The organism is Streptomyces sp. NPDC058525 (genome assembly GCF_042719495.1).
Lineage (GTDB): Bacteria > Actinomycetota > Actinomycetes > Streptomycetales > Streptomycetaceae > Streptomyces.
This window is the reverse complement of the sequence record NZ_JBHXNP010000036.1, coordinates 34,136-52,817: the sequence shown is the minus strand read 5'-3', so window position 1 is coordinate 52,817 and position 18,682 is coordinate 34,136. Positions and strand designations below refer to the sequence as shown.

12 protein-coding genes are annotated in these 18,682 nt (G+C 73.9%); 10 read left to right on the top strand and 2 right to left on the bottom strand.

The window, feature by feature from the left end; translation table 11 throughout:
* Positions 1-11: 11 nt before the first annotated feature.
* The 6 genes from ACFWP3_RS18615 to ACFWP3_RS18590 all read left to right on the top strand — a co-directional run bounded on the left by ACFWP3_RS18615 (position 12) and on the right by ACFWP3_RS18590 (position 12,679).
* Complete coding sequence (locus ACFWP3_RS18615; protein ID WP_384222105.1) at positions 12-7,229, top strand: amino acid adenylation domain-containing protein; 7,218 nt, start codon at positions 12-14, stop codon at positions 7,227-7,229.
* Between the two features lie 55 nt (positions 7,230-7,284).
* Positions 7,285-8,130 carry a 2,3-dihydro-2,3-dihydroxybenzoate dehydrogenase gene (locus ACFWP3_RS18610; RefSeq protein WP_384222076.1) on the top strand — a complete coding sequence of 282 codons (846 nt, stop codon included), beginning with the start codon at positions 7,285-7,287 and terminating at the stop codon, positions 8,128-8,130.
* A 307-nt stretch (positions 8,131-8,437) separates the two neighbouring features.
* A complete protein-coding gene (gene dhbC / locus ACFWP3_RS18605) occupies positions 8,438-9,643 on the top strand; it encodes an isochorismate synthase DhbC (RefSeq protein WP_384222073.1) in 1,206 nt (401 codons plus the stop codon).
* Positions 9,640-11,295 (top strand): (2,3-dihydroxybenzoyl)adenylate synthase, encoded by a 1,656-nt coding sequence (locus tag ACFWP3_RS18600; protein WP_384222071.1) that lies wholly within the window; start codon positions 9,640-9,642, stop codon positions 11,293-11,295. Before dhbC ends, ACFWP3_RS18600 begins: the two co-directional genes overlap by 4 nt.
* 38 nt (positions 11,296-11,333) lie before the next feature.
* Positions 11,334-11,966 carry an isochorismatase family protein gene (locus ACFWP3_RS18595; RefSeq protein ID WP_384222069.1) on the top strand — a complete coding sequence of 211 codons (633 nt, stop codon included), beginning with the start codon at positions 11,334-11,336 and terminating at the stop codon, positions 11,964-11,966.
* Positions 11,963-12,679, top strand: a complete 717-nt coding sequence (locus tag ACFWP3_RS18590; RefSeq protein ID WP_384222067.1) for a 4'-phosphopantetheinyl transferase family protein — start codon at positions 11,963-11,965, stop codon at positions 12,677-12,679. Before ACFWP3_RS18595 ends, ACFWP3_RS18590 begins: the two co-directional genes overlap by 4 nt.
* A gap of 310 nt (positions 12,680-12,989) precedes the next feature.
* On the opposite strand, the gene ACFWP3_RS18585 is transcribed toward ACFWP3_RS18590, so the two are convergent.
* Both ACFWP3_RS18585 and ACFWP3_RS18580 read right to left on the bottom strand, forming a co-directional pair.
* Positions 12,990-13,562 carry a dihydrofolate reductase family protein gene (locus tag ACFWP3_RS18585; protein ID WP_384222065.1) on the bottom strand — a complete coding sequence of 191 codons (573 nt, stop codon included), beginning with the start codon at positions 13,560-13,562 and terminating at the stop codon, positions 12,990-12,992.
* 141 nt (positions 13,563-13,703) lie between these two features.
* A complete protein-coding gene (locus ACFWP3_RS18580; RefSeq protein WP_384222062.1) occupies positions 13,704-14,477 on the bottom strand; it encodes a helix-turn-helix domain-containing protein in 774 nt (257 codons plus the stop codon).
* Between the two features lie 138 nt (positions 14,478-14,615).
* On the opposite strand from ACFWP3_RS18580, the gene ACFWP3_RS18575 reads away from it, so the two are divergent.
* Genes ACFWP3_RS18575 through ACFWP3_RS18560 form a run of 4 tightly spaced genes read left to right on the top strand, consistent with a single transcriptional unit; the run spans position 14,616 to position 18,678 of the window.
* A complete protein-coding gene (locus ACFWP3_RS18575) occupies positions 14,616-15,665 on the top strand; it encodes a FecCD family ABC transporter permease (protein ID WP_384222060.1) in 1,050 nt (349 codons plus the stop codon).
* Positions 15,666-15,670: 5 nt separating this feature from the next.
* The gene (locus ACFWP3_RS18570) at positions 15,671-16,789 is read left to right on the top strand and encodes a FecCD family ABC transporter permease (protein WP_384222058.1); all 1,119 of its coding nucleotides are present in this window, start codon (positions 15,671-15,673) and stop codon (positions 16,787-16,789) included.
* Positions 16,786-17,613, top strand: a complete 828-nt coding sequence (locus ACFWP3_RS18565) for an ABC transporter ATP-binding protein (RefSeq protein WP_384222055.1) — start codon at positions 16,786-16,788, stop codon at positions 17,611-17,613. Before ACFWP3_RS18570 ends, ACFWP3_RS18565 begins: the two co-directional genes overlap by 4 nt.
* Positions 17,614-17,625: 12 nt before the next feature.
* Entirely contained in the window at positions 17,626-18,678 is a 1,053-nt protein-coding gene (locus ACFWP3_RS18560; protein ID WP_384222052.1) for an ABC transporter substrate-binding protein, read from the top strand.
* The last annotated feature ends 4 nt before the right edge of the window (positions 18,679-18,682 follow it).

The following is an 18,682-nucleotide window of genomic DNA, read 5'->3' as shown; positions in this document are numbered from 1 at the left end:
GAATCGAGGACATGCTCCCGCTGTCCCCCTTGCAGCAGGGCATGCTGTTCCACTCCGTCTACGACGCGAGCGCGCCGGACGTCTACACGGTGCAGGTCTCCGTCTCGCTGGCCGGTCCCGTCGACGCGGACCGGCTGGAGCGGGCGGGCGCCGCGCTGCTGCGCCGCCACCCGAACCTGCGGGCCGGCTTCTGGCACGAGGGGGTGCCCCAGCCCGTGCAGTTCGTGCCGGCCGAGGTGGCCTTCGCCCTCGGCCGGGCGGACCTGTCCGCCGACCCCTCGGACGCGGCGGTGCGCCGTGCGGAACGGGCCGAGCTGGACCGCCGGTTCGAGCTGCACCGGCCGCCGCTGCTGCGGCTGCTGCTGGTCCGCCGGGGCCCGGACGACCACCTGCTGGTGGTCACCGTGCACCACATCCTGGTCGACGGCTGGTCGATGCCGCTGCTCGTCGGCGACCTGCTGGCGCTGTACGGGAGCGACGGCGACACCTCGGCACAGGAGCCCGTACGCCCCTACCGCGACTACCTGAAGTGGCTGAAGGCGCAGGACGTCCCGGCCGCCGAGGGCGCCTGGCGCGGCGCGCTGGCCGGGCTGGACGAGGCCGTGCTGGTGGCCCCCGCCGACCCGTCCCGCACGGCCGTGCGGCCGGGCGTGCACCGCGTGGAGCTCTCGCAGGAGGCCACCGCCCGGCTGACGGCCGCGGCCCGGTCGCTCGGCACCACGCCCAGTACGGTGATCCAGGCGGCCTGGGGGCTGCTGCTCGGCGGGCTGACGGGCCGCCGGGACGTGGTCTTCGGGCTGACGGTCGCGGGCCGGCCCGAGGAGATACCCGGCGTCGAGTCGATGGTCGGGCTGTTCATCACCACCGTCCCGGTCCGCCTCGACGCCCGGCCGTGGGAAAGCGTCGCCGGACTGCTGAGACGCTTCCGGGACGAGCAGAACGGGCTGCTCGCCCACCACCACCTGGGCCTGCGCCTGATCCAGAAGCAGGCGGGCGGCGGCGCGCTGTTCGACACCCTGGTGGTCATCGAGAACTACCCGGTGGACCCGTCCGCCCGCCCGGCGCTGTCCGACGGGGTCCGGGTGACGGGGGTCGAGGCCCGCGACGGCACGCACTACCCGCTGACCCTGGCCGTGTCCCTGGACGAGCGGGCCGAACTGGCCCTGGAGTACCGGCCGGACCTGTTCGACGCGCGGAGCGCCGCCCGGATCGCGGAGCGGCTCGTCGCCGTGCTGGACCAGGTCGCGGGCGACCCGGACACCCTGGTGGGCACCCTGGACCTGCTGACCGGCGCCGACCGCGCGGAGCTGCGTACCGCGGAGCGGGGCGCCGGGCGCGAGGTGCCCGAGGGCACGGTCGCCGGCCGTTTCGCCGAGCAGGCCGCCGCGACCCCGGACGCCTGCGCCGTGGTCGCCGGCCCCGTCCGGCTGACCTTCGCGGAGCTCGACGAGCGGGCGGACCGGCTGGCCGCGCTGCTGGCCGCGCGCGGCGCCGGACCCGAATCGGTGGTGGCGCTGGCCGTGCCGCGCTCGGCCGAGTCGGTCGTGGCCATCCTGGCCGTCCTGAAGTCGGGGGCCGCCTACCTGCCCCTGGACCTGGACTACCCGGCCGAGCGGATCGCCCTGATGCTGGACGACGCGGCGCCGGTGTGCGTCCTGACCACGCAGGCGGCGCGGCCGCTGCTGCCCGCGGCGGCGGGCGGACCCGCCCGGATCGTCCTGGACGCACCGGAGACGGCCGCCGAACTCGCCTCGTACGGCAGCGGTTTCCAGGCCCCGCCCGCCGAGACCGGGCACCCGGCCTACGTGATCTACACCTCCGGTTCCACGGGCCGCCCCAAGGGCGTCGTGCTGACCCACGGGGGCCTGTCGAACCTGTACGCCAACCACATCGCGGACGTGTTCGCGCCGGCCGTGGCGGCCGCGGGCGGACGGCGGCTGCGCGCCCTGCACACCGCGTCGTTCAGCTTCGACACCTCCTGGGAGCAGCTGTTCTGGCTGATCTCGGGGCACGAACTGCACGTACTGGACGAAACCGGCCGCCGCGACGCCGAGTTCACCGTCGGCTACGTCCGCGAGCACCGGATCGACGCCATGGACGTGACGCCCACGTACGCGGGAGCCCTGCTGGAGTGGGGGCTGCTGAGCCGCTCACACCACCGGCCCGGTCTGCTGCTGCTCGGCGGCGAGGCCGTGCCGGAGGCGCTGTGGACCGAGGTCCGCGAGGCGCCCGGGGTGATGTCGGTGAACCTGTACGGGCCCACCGAGTACACGGTGGACGCCCTCGGCGCCGATCTGGCCGACTCGCCCACCCCGGTCGTGGGCCGGCCCATCGGCAACACCCGCGCCCGCGTGCTGGACGCGGCGCTGCGGCCGGCGCCGGCCGGGACCCCGGGCGAGCTGTACCTGGCGGGCCACGGTCTGGCCCGCGGGTACCTGGGCCGGTTCTCGCTCACCGCCGAGCGCTTCGTGGCCGACCCGTACGGGCCGGCGGGCTCGCGGATGTACCGTACGGGCGACCTCGTACGGCTGCGGGCCGACGGGCAGCTGGAGTTCCTGGGCCGCGCCGACGACCAGGTGAAGATCCGCGGCTACCGCATCGAGCTCGGCGAGGTGGAGTCCGCGCTCGCGGCGCTGCCCGGTGTCGGCTCGGCCGCCGTGGTGGTCCGCGAGGACACCCCCGGCGTCAAGCGGCTGGTCGCCTACGTCACGGGCGCGGGCTCCCTCGACGGGGCGCCGCTGCGGGAGCGGCTGGCCTCGGCCCTGCCCGACCACATGGTCCCGGCGGCGGTGGTGGTGCTGGAGTCGCTGCCGACGAACGTGAGCGGCAAGCTGGACCGGGCCGCGCTGCCCGCGCCCGAGTTCGGCGCGGCGGAGCCGTCCCGGCCGCCGCGCGACGCCCGCGAGGAGGCGCTGTGCGCGGTCTTCGCGGAGGTGCTGGGGCTCGCCACGGCCGGGATCGACGACGACTTCTTCGCGCTCGGCGGCGACAGCATCGTCTCGATCCGGCTGGTGACCCGGGCCCGCAAGGAGGGCCTGGTCCTCACCCCGCGCGACGTCTTCGAGCAGCGGACGGTGGAACGGCTGGCCGCCGCGGCCCGCGACGCCGTGGAGGAGGGCGGCGGCCTCCTGGCCTCCAACGCCCCGCTGGTCGCCCTCGACGCGGGCCAGGAGGCCGCGCTGGCCGCGGTGTTCCCGCACATCGCCGAGGTGCTGCCGCTCGCGCCGCTCCAGGAGGGCCTGTACTTCCACGCCGTCTACGACGACCGGGCCCTCGACGTCTACCTGATGCAGAACTTCGTCGAGCTGCTGCACGCGGTCGACGGCCCCGCCCTGCGCACCGCCTTCGACACCCTCCTGCGCCGCCACCCCAACCTGCGGTCCGGCTTCTGGCACGAGGGCCTGGAGCACCCGGTGCAGGTGGTGCCCGCCGCATGGGAGCTGCCCTGGCGGGAGATCGACCTCAGCCACCTGGACCGGGCGGCCCAGGACGAGGCGCTGCGCGAATTCTCGCTCGCCGACGCCGCGACCCGCTTCGACCTGGCCGCCCCGCCGCTGCTGCGCGTGGCCCTGATCCGGTTCTCGGCGGAGCGCTGGATGCTGTGCGTGACGCAGCACCACATCCTGACCGACGGCTGGTCGGAGTCGCTGTTCTTCGAGGAGCTGTTCGCCCTGTATGGGCGGGGCGGCGCCGAGGACACCCTGCCGCCCGTCACCCCCTACCGGGACTACCTGCGCTGGCTGTCGGCCGTGGACCGGGAGGCCGCCGAGCAGGCCTGGCGCTCGCACCTGTCCGGGCTGGACCAGGCCACGCTCGTCGCCCGGGCCGATCCGAACCGGCAGCCGGTGACCGCCGAGGTGGTGGACCTGTCCCTGGACGAGGAGACCAGCGACCGGCTGCGGGCCTTCGCCCGCGGCTGCGGTGTCACCCTCAACACGGTGCTCAGCACGGCCTGGGCGATGGCGCTGGCCGGGATGACCGGCCGCGACGACGTGGTGTTCGGCGCCACGGTCTCCGGGCGTCCCGCGGATCTCGCCGGGGTCGACCAGATGATCGGCATGTTCATGAACACGCTGCCGTTCCGGGTCGCGCTGCGCCCCGACGAGCCGCTGCGCGAGCTGATGGTGCGGGTGCAGGGCGAGCACGCGGCGCTGCTGCCGCACCACTACGTAGGGCTCGGCCCGATCCAGCGGCTGACGGGCCTCGGGCAGCTCTTCGACACGCTGTACGTGTTCCGCAACACGCCCCTGAACGACGCGGCCCGCGAGGAGGCGGTGGCCGCCCACGCGATCGGCTGGACGCACAGCGTGGACGGCACCCACTACCCGCTGACCCTCGCGGTCACGCCCGGTCCGGCTCTGGAGCTGAGCCTCGGCTACCGGCCCGACCTGTACGACGAGGCCACCGCCCGGCAGCTGGCGGGGCGGCTTGCGCTGCTGGTGGAGCAGCTCGCCGACGGCGGGGCGGTCCCGGTGGGCCGGCTGGTCACCCTGGAGGCCGCGGAGCGGGCCGAACTGCTCGCGACCGGCGACGACATGGGCCACCCGGTCCCGGACACCACGGTGATCGACCTGTTCGCCGAGCAGGCCGCCCGGACCCCCGGGGAGACCGCGCTGGTCTTCGAGGACCAGCGGCTCGGCTACGCGGAGCTCGAGGCCCGCGCCAACCGGCTGGCCCGGGCCCTGGTGGCGCGGGGCGCGGGGCCGGAGGCCGTGGTGGCCCTGGGGCTGCCCCGGTCGGCGGACTTCGTGGTCGCGCTGTTCGCCGTACTGAAGACCGGCGCGGCCTATCTGCCGCTGGACCTGGACCACCCGGTGGACCGGCTCGGCGCGATGGTGTCGGACGCCGGACCGCTGTGCCTGGTCACGACGGCCCCGGTGACGGACCGGGTGCCGGTGGTGGAGGGCGTACCGGCGCTGCTGCTGGACGACCCGGCGGTGCTGGCCGAGCTGGCGGCGCAGCCGGAGAAGCCGCTGGCCGAGGCCGAGCTGACGGGTGTGCGCGACGGCCGGCACCCGGCCTACATCATCTACACCTCCGGCTCCACCGGTCGGCCCAAGGGCGTCGTGGTCCCCTACTCGGGCCTGACCAACATGCTGCTCAACCACCGCGAGCGGATCTTCGCCCCGGCGGTGGCCCTGGCGGGCGGGCGCCGGATGAAGGTGGCGCACACCGTGTCCTTCGCCTTCGACATGTCGTGGGAGGAGTTCTTCTGGCTGGTCGACGGGCACGAGGTGCACGTCATCGGCGAGGAGCTGCGGCTGGACCCGGCGGCCCTGACCGCGCACTACGACCGCGTGGGCATCGACGTGGTCAACGTGACGCCCTCGTACGGGCTCCAGCTGGTCGAGGCGGGTCTGCTGGACGCGGACCGGCACCGGCCCACGCTGTTCCTGCTGGGCGGCGAGGCGGTACCGGACGGACTGTGGGAGCTGCTCAAGGGCACCGAGGGCACCATGGGCTACAACCTGTACGGCCCGACCGAGTACACGATCAACGCGCTGGGCGCCGACGTCGACGACAGCGCCGGCTCCTGCGTCGGCCGGCCGATCCACAACACCCGGGCCTACGTGCTCGACGGCGCGCTGCGGCCGGTGCCGGCGGGCGTGGCCGGTGAGCTGTACCTCGCGGGCGCGGGGCTGGCCCGCGGCTACTTCGGGCGTCCGGCGCTGACCGCGGAGCGGTTCGTGGCCGACCCCTTCGGGGAGCCGGGGACGCTGATGTACCGGACGGGCGACCTGGTGCGGTGGCGCGGGGACGCGCAGATCGACTACCTCGGGCGCGCCGACGACCAGGTCAAGATCCGCGGCTTCCGCATCGAGCTCGGCGAGGTCGAGTCGGCCGTCGCGGCCGAGCCGGGGATCGCGGCGGCGGCCGTGGTCGTCCACACCGGGCCGACCGGGGTCAAGCGGCTGGTCGCCTACACGGTGGCCTCGGCCTCGGACGCGCCCGAACCGGCCGCCCTGCGGGCCCGGCTGTCGGCCGCGCTGCCGGAGTACATGGTTCCGTCGGCGTTCGTGGAGCTGTCGGCGCTGCCGCTGACGGTGAACGGCAAGGTGGACCGGGCGGCGCTGCCCGCCCCCGATCCGGGGGACGCGGGCGGCGGCCGGGCGCCGAAGGACGCCCGCGAGGAGCTGCTCTGCGCGATCTTCGCGGAGGTGCTGGGGCTGGAGCGGGTCGGGGCCGAGGACAACTTCTTCGAGCTGGGCGGCCATTCGCTGCTGGCGATGCGGCTGGTCGGCCGGATCCGCGCCGAACTCGGCACCCCGGTCCAGGTCGGAGCCGTGATGGCCGCGCCGACGGTGGCCGACCTGGCCGCCCGGATCGGTTCGGACGCCCGCAGGGACGCGCTGCGCGTGCTGATGCCGCTGCGCGAACGGGGCACGGCCGCGCCGCTGTTCTGCTTCCACCCGGCGTCCGGGTTCGCCTGGCAGTACACGGGCCTGCTGCGGTACCTGGACGCGGACCGGCCGGTGTACGGCGTCCAGTCGCCGGGGCTGTCGGGCGCCCAGCCGGAGGCGGCCGATGTCGCCGCCCTGGCGGAGCTCTACCTCGAGGAGATCCGTACGGTGCAGCCGCAGGGCCCGTACCACTTCCTCGGCTACTCCTTCGGCGGGACCGTCGCCCAGACCCTGGCCGCGCTGCTCCAGGAGCGCGGGGAGGAGGTCGCCTTCCTGGGGCTGCTGGACGCGTACCCGCCTGAGACGGAGGACTGGTCGTACGCCGACGCCCCGGACTGGCGCGAGCGGCTGGAGCGCGAGGAGAGCGGCTTCCTGCTGTCGGTGGCCGGGACGGACCGGTCGACGGCCGCAGCTGCGGTCGACGGCGCTCAGGAGGACGGGGCTCCGGTGGACGGGGCTCCGATCGACCGGGCTCCGGTGGACCGGGCGGAGGCGATCGCCGCGATCCGCGACAGCCAGGGCCTGCTGGCCGGCTTCGACGAGGAGCTCCTGGGGGCGATCGTCGACACGAACGTGCACTGCGTCCGGCTGCTGTCGCGCAGCCGCACCCGCCGCTACCGGGGTGACGTGCTGTTCTTCACCGCCTCCCGGTCCACCCCGGCGGACCAGGCGCCGGGGCTGGTCTGGCCCGCGTACCTGGACGGCCGGCTGCGGGAGCACGTCCTGGACTGCTCGCACGACGAGCTGATGTCCCCGGGCGCGCTGGCGGAGATCGGCCCGGTCCTGGCCCGTGCGCTGGCGGCCGGCGACAACACGCCTGACGCGTAGTGCCGTTCATCAGCTAATTAGGTTAGGCTTACCTAAGAATTAAGGAGGGGGCGGCATGTCCGACCACCCTGTGCCCGGCGTTTCCGGGCCCAGTGGCTTCACCGGCAAGGTCGCGCTCGTCACCGGAGCGGGCCAGGGCATCGGGGAGGCCGTCGTCCGTGCGCTGTTCCGCCTCGGGGCGGCCGTCGCCGCGACCGACGTCTCGCCGAAGGCCGTCACCGCACTGGCCGCGGAGCTGGACCCGCGCACCGGGCAGCGGCCGGCCGCCGGCCACGGCGCCGGGTCCGGCGCCGTCCGGGCGTACCAGCTGGACGTCACCGATCCGGCGGCCGTCGACCGGACCGTCGCACGGGTCGGGCACGAACTCGGCCCGGTCGACATCCTGGTGAACGTGGCCGGGGTGCTGCGCACCGGGCCGGTCGCCGAACTGACCGACGAGGACTGGGCGGCCACCTTCGCCGTCAACGTCCAGGGCGTCTTCTTCACCTCCCGCGCCGTCGTCCCCGGCATGGCGGCCCGCGGCTCCGGCAGCGTGATCACCATCGCCTCGAACGCCGCCGGGATCCCGCGCACCGGCATGTCCGCCTACGCCGCGTCGAAGGCGGCGGCGGTCATGTTCACCAAGTGCCTGGGCCTGGAGTACGCGCGCAGCGGCGTGCGCTGCAACATCGTGGCACCCGGCTCCACCGACACCCCCATGCAGTGGGGGCTGTGGAACGACCCGGGGGCGCCCGGCCGGGTGCTGAACGGGGACCTCGCGAGCTACCGGACCGGTATCCCGCTGGGCCGGATCGCCGACCCGCAGGACATCGCGGACGCCGTCGTCTTCCTGGCCTCGGACCAGGCCCGCCACATCACCATGCAGGACCTGTACGTGGACGGCGGGGCCACGCTGCGCTGACCCGCGGCAACCCCGTACGTCCCGTCCCACCCGCCCGTTCTGTCCCACCCGTACGTCCCGTCCCACCCGCCTGTCCTGTCCCACCCGTACGTCCCGTACGCCCGTCCCACCCGTACGTCCCGTACGCCCGTCCCACCCGTACGCCCCGTACGCCCGTACGCCCGTACAGCCTCGTACCTCCCTGTACCTCCCTGTACCTCCCGTACGTACCCGTACCTCCCCGCCCTTCCCAGCGCCATCCGCGCGACCCGCCGCCGGCCACCGCCCGGCCGCCCCCACCTGCCCGCACCCCTGAAGAGGAGTCACCGTGCCGACGGTCCACGAAGTCGCCACGCCCCCCGCACCGGCCGATCCGGCGCACCACTCCGTGGGCGCCGCCACCGCCCTGCTCGACGCCTACCGCGAGGGGTCGCGCTTCCTCGCGACCCCCACCCGGACCCTGCTGGGCCAGGGCGTGCGCCAGGAGGTCCCGCACTCCGACGAGCCCCTGCCGCGGCGCGTGGCCCAGGCCCTGGCCGAGGCCCGCCGGGCCGGGCACGCCTGGCCGGTGGTGATCGGCGCGATCCCCTTCGACCCCGGCGCGCCCGCCGTCCTGGTCGTCCCGCAGTCGCTGCGCAGCGGCCCGCCGCTCTCCTCGGACCCGTTGGTCGCCCTGCCGGCGGCCGGTCCCGCGCCCGCCGACTGGACCATCGCCTCCGTCCCCGAACCCGAGGTCTACGCCAAGGGCGTGGCCGCGGCCGTGGACCGGATGTGGCAGGGCGAGTTCAGCAAGGTCGTCCTGGCCCGGACCCTGGAGCTCGACTCCGACAGACCCCTGGACATACCCGCCATGCTCCAGCGGCTCGCCCGCAGGGACCCCGCCGGCTACACCTTCGCGCTCCCCACCGGCCCCGGCCGCAACCTGCTCGGCGCGAGCCCCGAACTGCTGCTGTCCCGCCGGGGCGACCGGCTCATCTCCAACCCGCTGGCCGGGTCGACCCCGCGCAGCGCCGACCTCGCCGAGGACGTCCGCCGGGCCGCCGCCCTGCTCCAGTCGGCCAAGGACCTGCACGAACACGCCGTCGTCGTCGACGCGGTGCACCAGGCGATGGCCCCGTACTGCACCTCCCTGGACGTCCCGCAGAGCCCCACCCTGGTCCGTACGGCTACCATGTGGCACCTGTCCACCACGGTGACCGGAGTGCTCGAACGCCCCGACGTCTCGGCCCTGGAGATCGCCTCCAGCCTGCACCCGACCCCGGCCGTCTGCGGCAGCCCGACCGACGTGGCCCGCCGGGTGATCGGCGAGACCGAACCCTTCGACCGCGGCTTCTTCACCGGCATGATCGGCTGGGAGGACGGCACCGGTGACGGCGAATGGGTCGTCACCATCCGCTGCGCCGAGGCCGAGGAGAACCGGCTGCGCCTGTACGCCGGGGCGGGAATCGTCTCCGCCTCCGAGCCCGACGCCGAGACCGCGGAGACCGCCGCGAAGTTCCGCACCTTCCTGCAGGCCGTCGGAGCCCGGCTGTGAGCGGCTCCGCGGCGCCCTGGCAGCCCTGGCCGGCCGAGTTCGCCGAGCGGTACCGGGCGGCCGGCTGGTGGCGCGGCGAGACCCTGGGCTCCGTGCTGCGCGAGCGGGCCGCGGCCCACCCCGGCCGGACCGCCCTCGTGGACCCGGCCGGCGGCGCCGACGGCGGCCGCCGCACCTGGAGCTACGCCGAACTCGACGCGCGGGCCGACCGGATGGCCGCCGGCTTCGCCGCCCGCGGCATCGGGCCCGGTGACAAGGTGGTCGTCCAGCTGCCGAACACGGCCGAGTTCTTCGAGGCAGTCTTCGCGCTGTTCCGGATCGGCGCCCTGCCCGTCTTCGCGCTCCCCGCCCACCGCCGCACCGAGATCTCCTACTTCTGCTCCTTCACCGGGGCGGCCGCGTACGTGATCCCCTCGGTGCACGGCGGCTACGACTACCGCGATCTCGCCGCCGAGGTCCGCGCCGAAGTCCCGGGCCTGCGCGAGGTGTTCGTCGCCGACGGCGACCCGGGCGCCTTCACCGCGCTGGCCGAGGTGCCGGCCGACGTCCCCGCCGGAGCGCTGCGCGACGAGCCCGGCCCGGGGGACCTCGCCTTCCTCCAGCTGTCCGGCGGCAGCACGGGCGTGCCGAAGCTGATCCCGCGCACCCACGACGACTACCTGTACTCGGTCCGGGCCTCGAACGAGATCTGCGGGGTGGACGAGGACTCCGTCTTCCTGGTGGCCCTGCCCGCAGCGCACAACTTCCCCATGTCCTCGCCCGGCTGGCTCGGCGCGCTGTACGCGGGCGGCCGGGTGGTGCTTGCCCCGCAGCCGGTCCCCGACACCGCCTTCCCGCTGATCGAGTCCGAGGGCGTGACGATCACCGGCCTGGTCCCGCCGCTGGCCCTGCTGTGGACGGACGCCGCCGCGCACACCGCTCACGACCTGGGCAGCCTGGACGTGCTGCTGGTGGGCGGCGCGAAGTTCAGCGAGGAGGCCGCGCGCCGCGTCCGGCCCGGCCTGGGGTGCACGCTCCAGCAGGTGTTCGGGATGGCGGAGGGGCTGGTCAACTACACCCGACTCGACGATCCCGCGGAGACGGTCGTCACCACGCAGGGCCGGCCGATCTCCCCCGACGACGAGATCCGGATCGTCGACGACGAGGACCGCGAGGTGCCCGCCGGCGAGCCCGGCCACCTGCTGACCCGCGGCCCCTACACCATCCGCGGGTACTGGAACGCACCCGAGCACAACGCCCGTTCGTTCACCGCGGACGGCTTCTACCGGACCGGCGACATCGTCCGGATGACCCCCGCCGGGCACCTGGTCGTCGAAGGACGCGCCAAGGACCAGATCAACCGGGGCGGGGAGAAGATCGCCGCGGAGGAGGTGGAGAACCACATCCTGGCGCATCCCGCCGTCCACGACGCGAACGTGGTCGGCGAACCGGACCCGTACCTCGGCGAGCGCACCTGCGCCTACGTGATCCTGCGCGAGGACGCCGGAGCGCTGCGCCCGGCGGCCGTGAAGAAGTTCGTGCGCGAACGCGGCCTGGCCGCCTACAAGGTGCCCGACCGCGTGGAGTTCGTCTCCGCCTTCCCCAAGACGGGCGTGGGCAAGGTCTCGAAGCGGGACCTGCGCGCCGCGGCCGCGCCGCCCCCTCGGCACTGAACGTGCCGCCCCCTCAGTACCGAACGGAAGACCACACCATGGCCCTGCCCGCCATCGCCCCCTATCCGCTGCCGACCGCCGACGAGCTGCCGGCCAACCGCGTCGGCTGGACGGTGGACCCGGACCGCGCGGTCCTGCTCGTCCACGATCTGCAGAACTACTTCCTGTCCGCCTTCGACACCGGCGCACAGCCCGTCACCGGCATGCTCCACCAGGTCGCACGGCTGAAGAAGGAGGCGGGGCGGGCCGGCGTGCCGGTCCTGTACACCGCGCAGCCCGGCGGCCAGACCCCGGCCGAGCGCGGCCTCCAGCAGGACTTCTGGGGTCCCGGCCTGCCCGACGACCCGCAGGCCGCCGCGATCCCCGCGGCGGTGGCGCCCGGCCCGGGCGACACCGTCCTGACCAAGTGGAAGTACAGCGCCTTCGTACGGACCGACCTGGCGGAGCGGCTGCGCGCGCTGGGCCGCGACCAGCTGGTGATCACCGGTGTGTACGCGCACATCGGCGTGCTGATGACGGCCTGCGACGCCTGGATGTCGGACATCCAGGCCTTCGTGGTCGCGGACGCGGTCGCCGACTTCTCCGCCCGCGAGCACCGGATGGCCCTGGAGTGGGCCGCCGGCCGCTGCGCCGTGGTCACCACGGCCGACCGGGTGTGCGCGCAGCTGTGAGACAGGCCCGGCTCCGGGCACGGCGGCCGGCGGCCGCGCACGTGCCGCCCGTCCATCCCGTGCCGCTGCCGGTGGCCCTGCCCGGACGGACCCGCGTGTGGACGGCCTCGGTGGCGGAGAACGCCGCGGCCGCCACGGCCCGGCGGGGCGAGCTCGACCGGGCCGAGTCGCTGCGGGCGGGCCGCTTCCGGCGCTTCGCCGACCTGGACCGCTTCCTGGTCGCGCACATCTGCCTGCGGGACGTCCTGGGCACGGTCCTGGAGACGCCGCCGGGCCGTCTGGTCATCGACCGGGAGCCGTGCACCGCGTGCGGCGGCCCGCACGGGCGTCCGTACCTGCCGGGGCGGCCCGTCCACTTCTCCCTGGCGCACGCCGGTGATCTGGTCCTGGTGGCGGTGGCTCCCGTACCGGTGGGCGTCGACGTGGAGGAGATCCCCTCCGACGCCCTGGTGCGCGACACCGCGGCCGCGCTGCACGAGGACGAGCGGGCCGAGTTGCTGGCGCTCTCCCGGACCTCCCGGCCGGCCGCGTTCGCGCGCTGCTGGACCCGCAAGGAGGCCGTGCTGAAGTCCACCGGCCAGGGCCTGGCGCACGGCGCGCGGCTGCCCTATGTCGGCACGGCCGCCGAGCCTCCGCGGCCCCCGGAGCACCAGGTGTACGACCTGCCGACGCCGGCCGGCACGGCCGGCGCGCTCGCCCTCTGGACCGGCTGACGGTCCTCCCCCTGCCCACCCCCCACGCCACCCCGTCCCCGTACACGAAGGACCCTCCCCATGACGGATCGTCTGAACGCCGCCCAGCCCTATGCCCTGGGCTCCTGCTCGTCTTCACCGGTCCCGGCGCCTTCGCCCTGGACCGGCTGCTGCCCGCCCGCGGCGGCGTCCGCGCGCGGACCGAGCAGCAGCCGCAGGCGGCCACCGCCTGAGCCCGAGCTCCGGGGCCCGGCCCGGGCCCCGGAGAACCGTGCCTGCCACAGACTGTCGCTGTGGCCGGCACCGGCGTGTTCCGGGTCGCGGCACGGGGTCAGCGGACGACGTCGAAGACGTTCTTCTGCAGGCCGTTGGCGTAGGCCTCGTGCTCGACGAGCTTCAGCTTCTGGGTGTCCTTGTCCGTGGCGCTGAACAGGCGCTTGCCGGCGCCGAGGAGGAGCGGGAAGACGAGGAGGTGGTAGCGGTCGATCAGGCCGGCGTCCGAGAGGGCCTGGTTCAGGGAGGCGCTGCCGTGCACGATGATCGGGCCGCCCTCCGTCTCCTTGAGCGCGGCGACCTCGTCGAGAGTGCGCAGGATCGTGGTCTCGCCCCAGTTCGACACGAGGTCGCCTTCGCCGAGGGTGGTGGAGACGACGTACTTCGGCATCTCCTTGTAGTCGGCGAAGTCCTCCATGTCCGGCCACACCGGGCTGAACGCCTCGTAGCTGCGCCGGCCCAGCAGCATGGCCGCGGCTTCCTTCTGCTCGCGGTCCTTGATCTCGAACGCCTCGGGCAGGAACTCGGTGTGCTTGAAGGTCCAGCCGGAGTTGCGGTAGCCGGGCTCGCCGCCCGGGGCTTCCACGACGCCGTCGAGCGAGATGAACGCGGTGCTGATCAGGGTGCGCATCGGAGGGTTCCTCGGTTTCTCGTGTCCAGGTGCGGGAGCTTCGGTCGTGCGTGCTGCGGCCGCTTCCGCGGCCGGGTCGCACCCACCATGCTCTATGACCGCGGATCGCGGAGAAACTCATCGGTCCCCGTGGGATCAGCGCTAGGCGGAGCGGTCCAGCGAGCTCTTCACGTACGCGCCCGGGGTCTGACCGAAGTGCCGGCGGAAGGCCAGGATGTAGCCGTTGGTGCTGACGAAGCCGACCCGGGCGGCGACCGTGCTGACGAGCTGGCCCTGTTCCAGCAGGCTCAGCGAGTGGTTGAGCCGGAGCCGGGTGCGCCATTCTGAGAAGGCCATCCCGGTCTCGGCGCGGAAGGCGCGGCGCAGGCTGGTCGAGCTCGTGTACAGGTTCTCCGCCCACTCCGTCGCGGTGCGCGGGTCGCTCGGGGTCCGGGCCAGCTCCCGGGCCACCGCGCCCGCGGAGTGGCTGGTGGGCTGGGGCAGGGGCAGGCAGTTGCGGTGCCCGGCGGACAGCGCGGCGAAGACCTGCGGGTCGTCGTCCTCGGCCTGCGTGCTGCGCATCCGGCCGAGGACGAGGCGGCGCTGGGCGTCGCTGATGTTGATCGTCGTGACGTCCTGGTACGGCAGCCGGAACAGCTCCGCGTCGAAGGCCTCCGCCGCGATGACGGAGTCGGCTCCGAACCGTGCGCTGTGCGCGATGCCGGCGGGGATCCACAGGGCCACCGAGGCGGACAGCTCGTAGTCGCGGCCGAGGGCGGTGACCACGATCCGGCCGACCGGGACGTGCAGGAACTGGTGGAACTCGTGGACGTGCAGGGGGTGTCCGCCCTCGGCGGTGAACCCGTCATCGGCCAGCGGCCCCGCATCCGCCCGGCTCTCCTCGTCACGCACGCTGCGCAGTCCCGACTCCGCCACGACATCCTCCCCCGTACCGCAGGGCCGCGTTCTTGACCCCTGATTGTGAGCGTTTCGCCTCCGGCATTGGACTGGAGACTACTTTGGTAAGGCTAGCCTAAGTTCGAGCTCGGACCGATGAGGAGTACCCGAACAACCATGAAGCAATCGGCCCCGCCGGCCGCACCAGCCGCACCGCGGACCACGAGGCCCCGCCTCCCGCGCGCAGCGGCCGTCGTGCTGCTCGCCGCCCTGATGCTGGCCGCCGTGACCATCGCGAGCATCGGCCTCGGCGCCCGTGACATATCCCCGCTGGAAGTCGTCCGGATCGTGCTCCACCCGGGCGCGGAGGGCTACAACAGCGACGTCCTGTGGACCGAGCGGATCCCCCGCACCTTCCTCGGCCTGACCGTGGGCGCGGCCCTGGGCGCCTCCGGGCTCATCATGCAGGCACTGACCATGAACCCGCTGTCCGAACCGGGCATCCTGGGCGTCCAGCAGGGCGCGGCCATGTTCGTCGTGCTCGGCATCCTCTTCCTCGACGTGTCCAGCGTGCGGGGCTACTTCTGGGCCGCGCTGACCGGTTCGGCGGTGACCGCCGTCCTCGTGTACCTGATCGGCACCCGCACCAACGCGGGCAGCAGCACGATCGGCCTGGTCCTCGCGGGTGTCTCCGTCGCCGCGGTGATGTCCTCGGTGATCACCCTGCTCGTGGTGCGCGACGAGGCCGTCTACGCCCACCTGCGCTTCTGGTCGGTGGGCCAACTGACCGGCCGGGGCCAGTTCCTGGGCCAGATCCTCCCGTTCGCCATCGCCGGACTGCTGCTCGCCCTGACGCTCGGGCGCACCCTGAACCTGCTGAGCCTCGGCGACGAGACCGCCCGCGGCCTCGGCATCCGGGTGGAGCGGGCCCGGCTGGCGAGTGCGGCCGTGGCCGTGCTGCTGTGCGCCGCCGCCACCGCGGCCGTGGGGCCGGTGGCGTTCGTCGGGCTGGTCGCCGGGCACGGCGCCCGGATGCTCGTGGGCGCGGACCACCGGTGGTCGGTCCCGCTGTCCATGGTCTGCGGAGCGGTGCTGCTCGTCGGCGCCGACACCGCGGGACGGCTGGTGATCGACCACGGCGAGATCCAGGTGTCGGTGATGTGCGCCATCGTCGGCACCCCCTTCTTCGTGTGGCTCGCGCGCCGCCGCGACCTGGTCCGGATGTGAGTGACATGCCACAGACCCACGAGCCGCGGACCCGAGAGCCGCGCATCCCCGACCCGCGCACCCCGGACCCGGGGGCCGCGGCCGCCCTCAGGGCCGCGACGGCGGCCCGCGTGCGCGGCGCCCACCGGGCCGGGGTCCGGCGCACCGCCGTCGCCTCCGTCGTCCTCGTCCTGCTGCTGCTCGCCCTGCTCGTCGCCTCGGTGCTGCTCGGCGGCCTCAGGCGGATCCCCGCGGCCGACGTGCTGCCCGCCGCCTTCGGGATGCGCACCGGACTCGCCGACTACGTGATCTTCCGCATCCGGATGCCGCGGGCCCTGGCGGCGCTGCTCGCCGGAGCGCTCTTCGGCCTCTCCGGCGCCCTGTACCAGCGGCTCATCCGCAATCCGCTGGCCACCCCGGACATCGTCGGGATCTCGGCGGGTGCGGGAGCCGGCGCCACCACGATGCTGCTGTTCGCCCCGGCGGTCCCCTTCGGGGCTCCCGTGGCCGCCGTCGCCGGGGCCTTCGTGCTCGTGGCGATGGTCCTCGCGCTGAGCAGGCGCGACGGCAGCGTGGACACCTACCGCCTGGTCCTCGTGGGCATCGGCCTGAGCTCCGTGTGCACCGCCTACGTGAACTACCTGTTCACGGTGGCCGGCCAGCACGGCATCGCACAGGTGATGCGCTGGCTGGTCGGCAGCGTCAACGACGCCACCTGGACGGGGGTGTCCACCCTGGCGGGCGCGCTCGCCGTGTGCGGGCTGTGCGCCGCCCTGCTGGACCGCTCCCTGGCGGGCATGTCCCTCGGCGACCAGCTCGCCCGGGGCCTCGGCACCCGGGTGGGCGGCGTCCGCACCGCGACCCTGCTGCTCGGCGCCGGGGCCGCCGCGCTGGCCACCAGCGTCACGGGCCCGATCGCGTTCGTCTCGCTGATCAGCGGTCCGATCGCGGTCCGGCTGGTGGGCGCCGACCGGGCCGTGGCCCTGGCCGTGCCGATCGGCGCCGTCATCGTGCTGGGCTCCGACGTCCTCGCCCAGCACGGCCCTCTGATCAGCCCGGTCCCGACGGGCGTCCTCACGGCGCTGCTCGGCGCCCCCTACTTCGTCTGGCTGATCCTCCGGCGCAGGCAAGGAGCCACCGCATGAGCGCACGACCCGAACTCGCCGCCCCCGAAGCCGGCTTCCGGCTGGAGGCCCGCGGCATCAGCGCCGGCTACCCGAACCGGCGGATCATCGAGGAGCTGTCCCTCGGGATCGAGCCGGGCCGGATCACCGCGCTGGTCGGACCCAACGCCTGTGGGAAGTCGACCCTGTTGAAGTCGGTCGCCCGGCTGCTGCCCGTCGCGGACGGCTCGGTCCTCCTCGAAGGCCGCGACATCCACGGCCTGTCCACCCGCGAGGTGGCCCGGCGCCTCGGCATCCTGCCCCAGTCGCCGGTCGCCCCCGAGTCCATCACCGTCGGCGACCTCGTCTGGCGCGGCCGCCATCCGCACCGCCGGTTCGGGCAGCGGCGCACGGCCGCCGACGACGAGGTCATCGCGGACGCGCTCATGGCGACCGGCACGGCCGAGCTGATCGACCGCCCCGTCGACCAGCTCTCCGGCGGCCAGCGCCAGCGCGTGTGGATCGCCCTCGCGCTCGCCCAGGACACCCCGACGCTGCTCCTGGACGAGCCGACCACCTACTTGGACATCGCCCACCAGATCGAGGTCATGGACCTCCTCGCCGACCTCAACGAACAGGCCGGCAAGACGATCGTGCTGGTGTCCCACGACCTCAACCAGGCCGCCCTGTACGCCTCGACGATCGTCGCCATGCGCGACGGCCGGATCGTGTGCCAGGGCAGCCCGGAAGAGGTGCTCACCGAGCGGACCGTGGCCGAGGTCTTCGGCCTGGACTGCCTCGTCGTCCCCCATCCCCGATCCCGGCGCCCCCAGATCTTCCCCCTGGGCCGTCGTACCCCCGCATAGGAGAGAACCGCCATGTCCGTCCTGAACAGACCGCGCCGCCGCCCGGCCGCCCGTGCCCTCGCCGCCCTGACCGCGGCCGCCGCCTGCCTCGGCCTGCTCACCGCCTGCAGCGAGGACTCGACCGCCACGAAGGACAAGCCGGCCGCCGCCGGCGCCGACGCCTCCGCCGGCTTCCCGGTCTCGCTCACCAACGCGTGGGGCACGACGGAGGTCAAGAAGAAGCCGGTGAAGGTGGCGACGGTCTCCGACGGCGACACCGCCATCGCGCTGGCCCTCGGCATCGTCCCGGTGATCACGCCGGACGTCGAGGACGGCAGCAAGATCCCCGAGTACAAGCAGCGCGCCATCGACAAGCTGGGCGCCGGCAAGCTGAAGACCTACGACGACACCGACGGCACCGCCTACGAGGCCATCGCCGCCGAGGCCCCGGACGTCATCCTCGGCATGAACACCTGGGAGATGGACGCCGACTACGCCAAGCTCCAGCCGATCGCACCCGTGGTCACCTTCACCGACAAGGCCCACGCCGACACCCTCACCTGGCAGGACCGGCTGAAGACCGCCGCCAAGGCCCTCGGCCTGAGCGCCAAGGCGGACGAGGTGATCGCGGCGAACGAGAAGGCCACGGCGGACGCCGCGGCCGCGCACCCCGAGTTCAAGGGCAAGACGTACACCTACACGGTCGTCCACCCCGAGCAGATCAGCTTCATGTCCTACGCCGCCCAGGACCCGGGCGTCTTCGAGAAGCTCGGCTTCACCAAGACCGACAAGGCGAAGAACTACGCGCCGGACAAGAACGCCGTGAGCCTGGAGAACCTCGACCAGCTCGACGCCGACGTCCTCCTCGTCACCTACCCGTTCGGTGACCGGGGCGTGATCAGCGCGACCGAGCTGGAGTCCAACAAGCTGTTCCAGTCACTGAACGCGGTGAAGAGCAAGCACTTCACGGTGATCCCCTCGGACAACTCGCTGTCCTCGGCCATCGCCTACCCGGACCCGCTGAGCGCCCCGTGGGTCGTCGAGCAGCTCACCCCGCTGCTGGCCAAGGCCGTCGCCGGCCAGTAGCCCC

Bases quoted from the DNA above. Each gene is read 5' to 3' on its own strand.
- ACFWP3_RS18565 (WP_384222055.1), top strand. From the start codon at position 16,786: ATGAGCGCACGACCCGAACTCGCCGCCCCCGAAGCCGGCTTCCGGCTG.
- ACFWP3_RS18575 (WP_384222060.1), top strand. From the start codon at position 14,616: ATGAAGCAATCGGCCCCGCCGGCCGCACCAGCCGCACCGCGGACCACG.
- ACFWP3_RS18595 (WP_384222069.1), top strand. From the start codon at position 11,334: ATGGCCCTGCCCGCCATCGCCCCCTATCCGCTGCCGACCGCCGACGAG.
- ACFWP3_RS18585 (WP_384222065.1), bottom strand. From the start codon at position 13,562: ATGCGCACCCTGATCAGCACCGCGTTCATCTCGCTCGACGGCGTCGTG.
- ACFWP3_RS18615 (WP_384222105.1), top strand. From the start codon at position 12: ATGCTCCCGCTGTCCCCCTTGCAGCAGGGCATGCTGTTCCACTCCGTC.
- ACFWP3_RS18570 (WP_384222058.1), top strand. From the start codon at position 15,671: ATGCCACAGACCCACGAGCCGCGGACCCGAGAGCCGCGCATCCCCGAC.
- ACFWP3_RS18560 (WP_384222052.1), top strand. From the start codon at position 17,626: ATGTCCGTCCTGAACAGACCGCGCCGCCGCCCGGCCGCCCGTGCCCTC.
- ACFWP3_RS18610 (WP_384222076.1), top strand. From the start codon at position 7,285: ATGTCCGACCACCCTGTGCCCGGCGTTTCCGGGCCCAGTGGCTTCACC.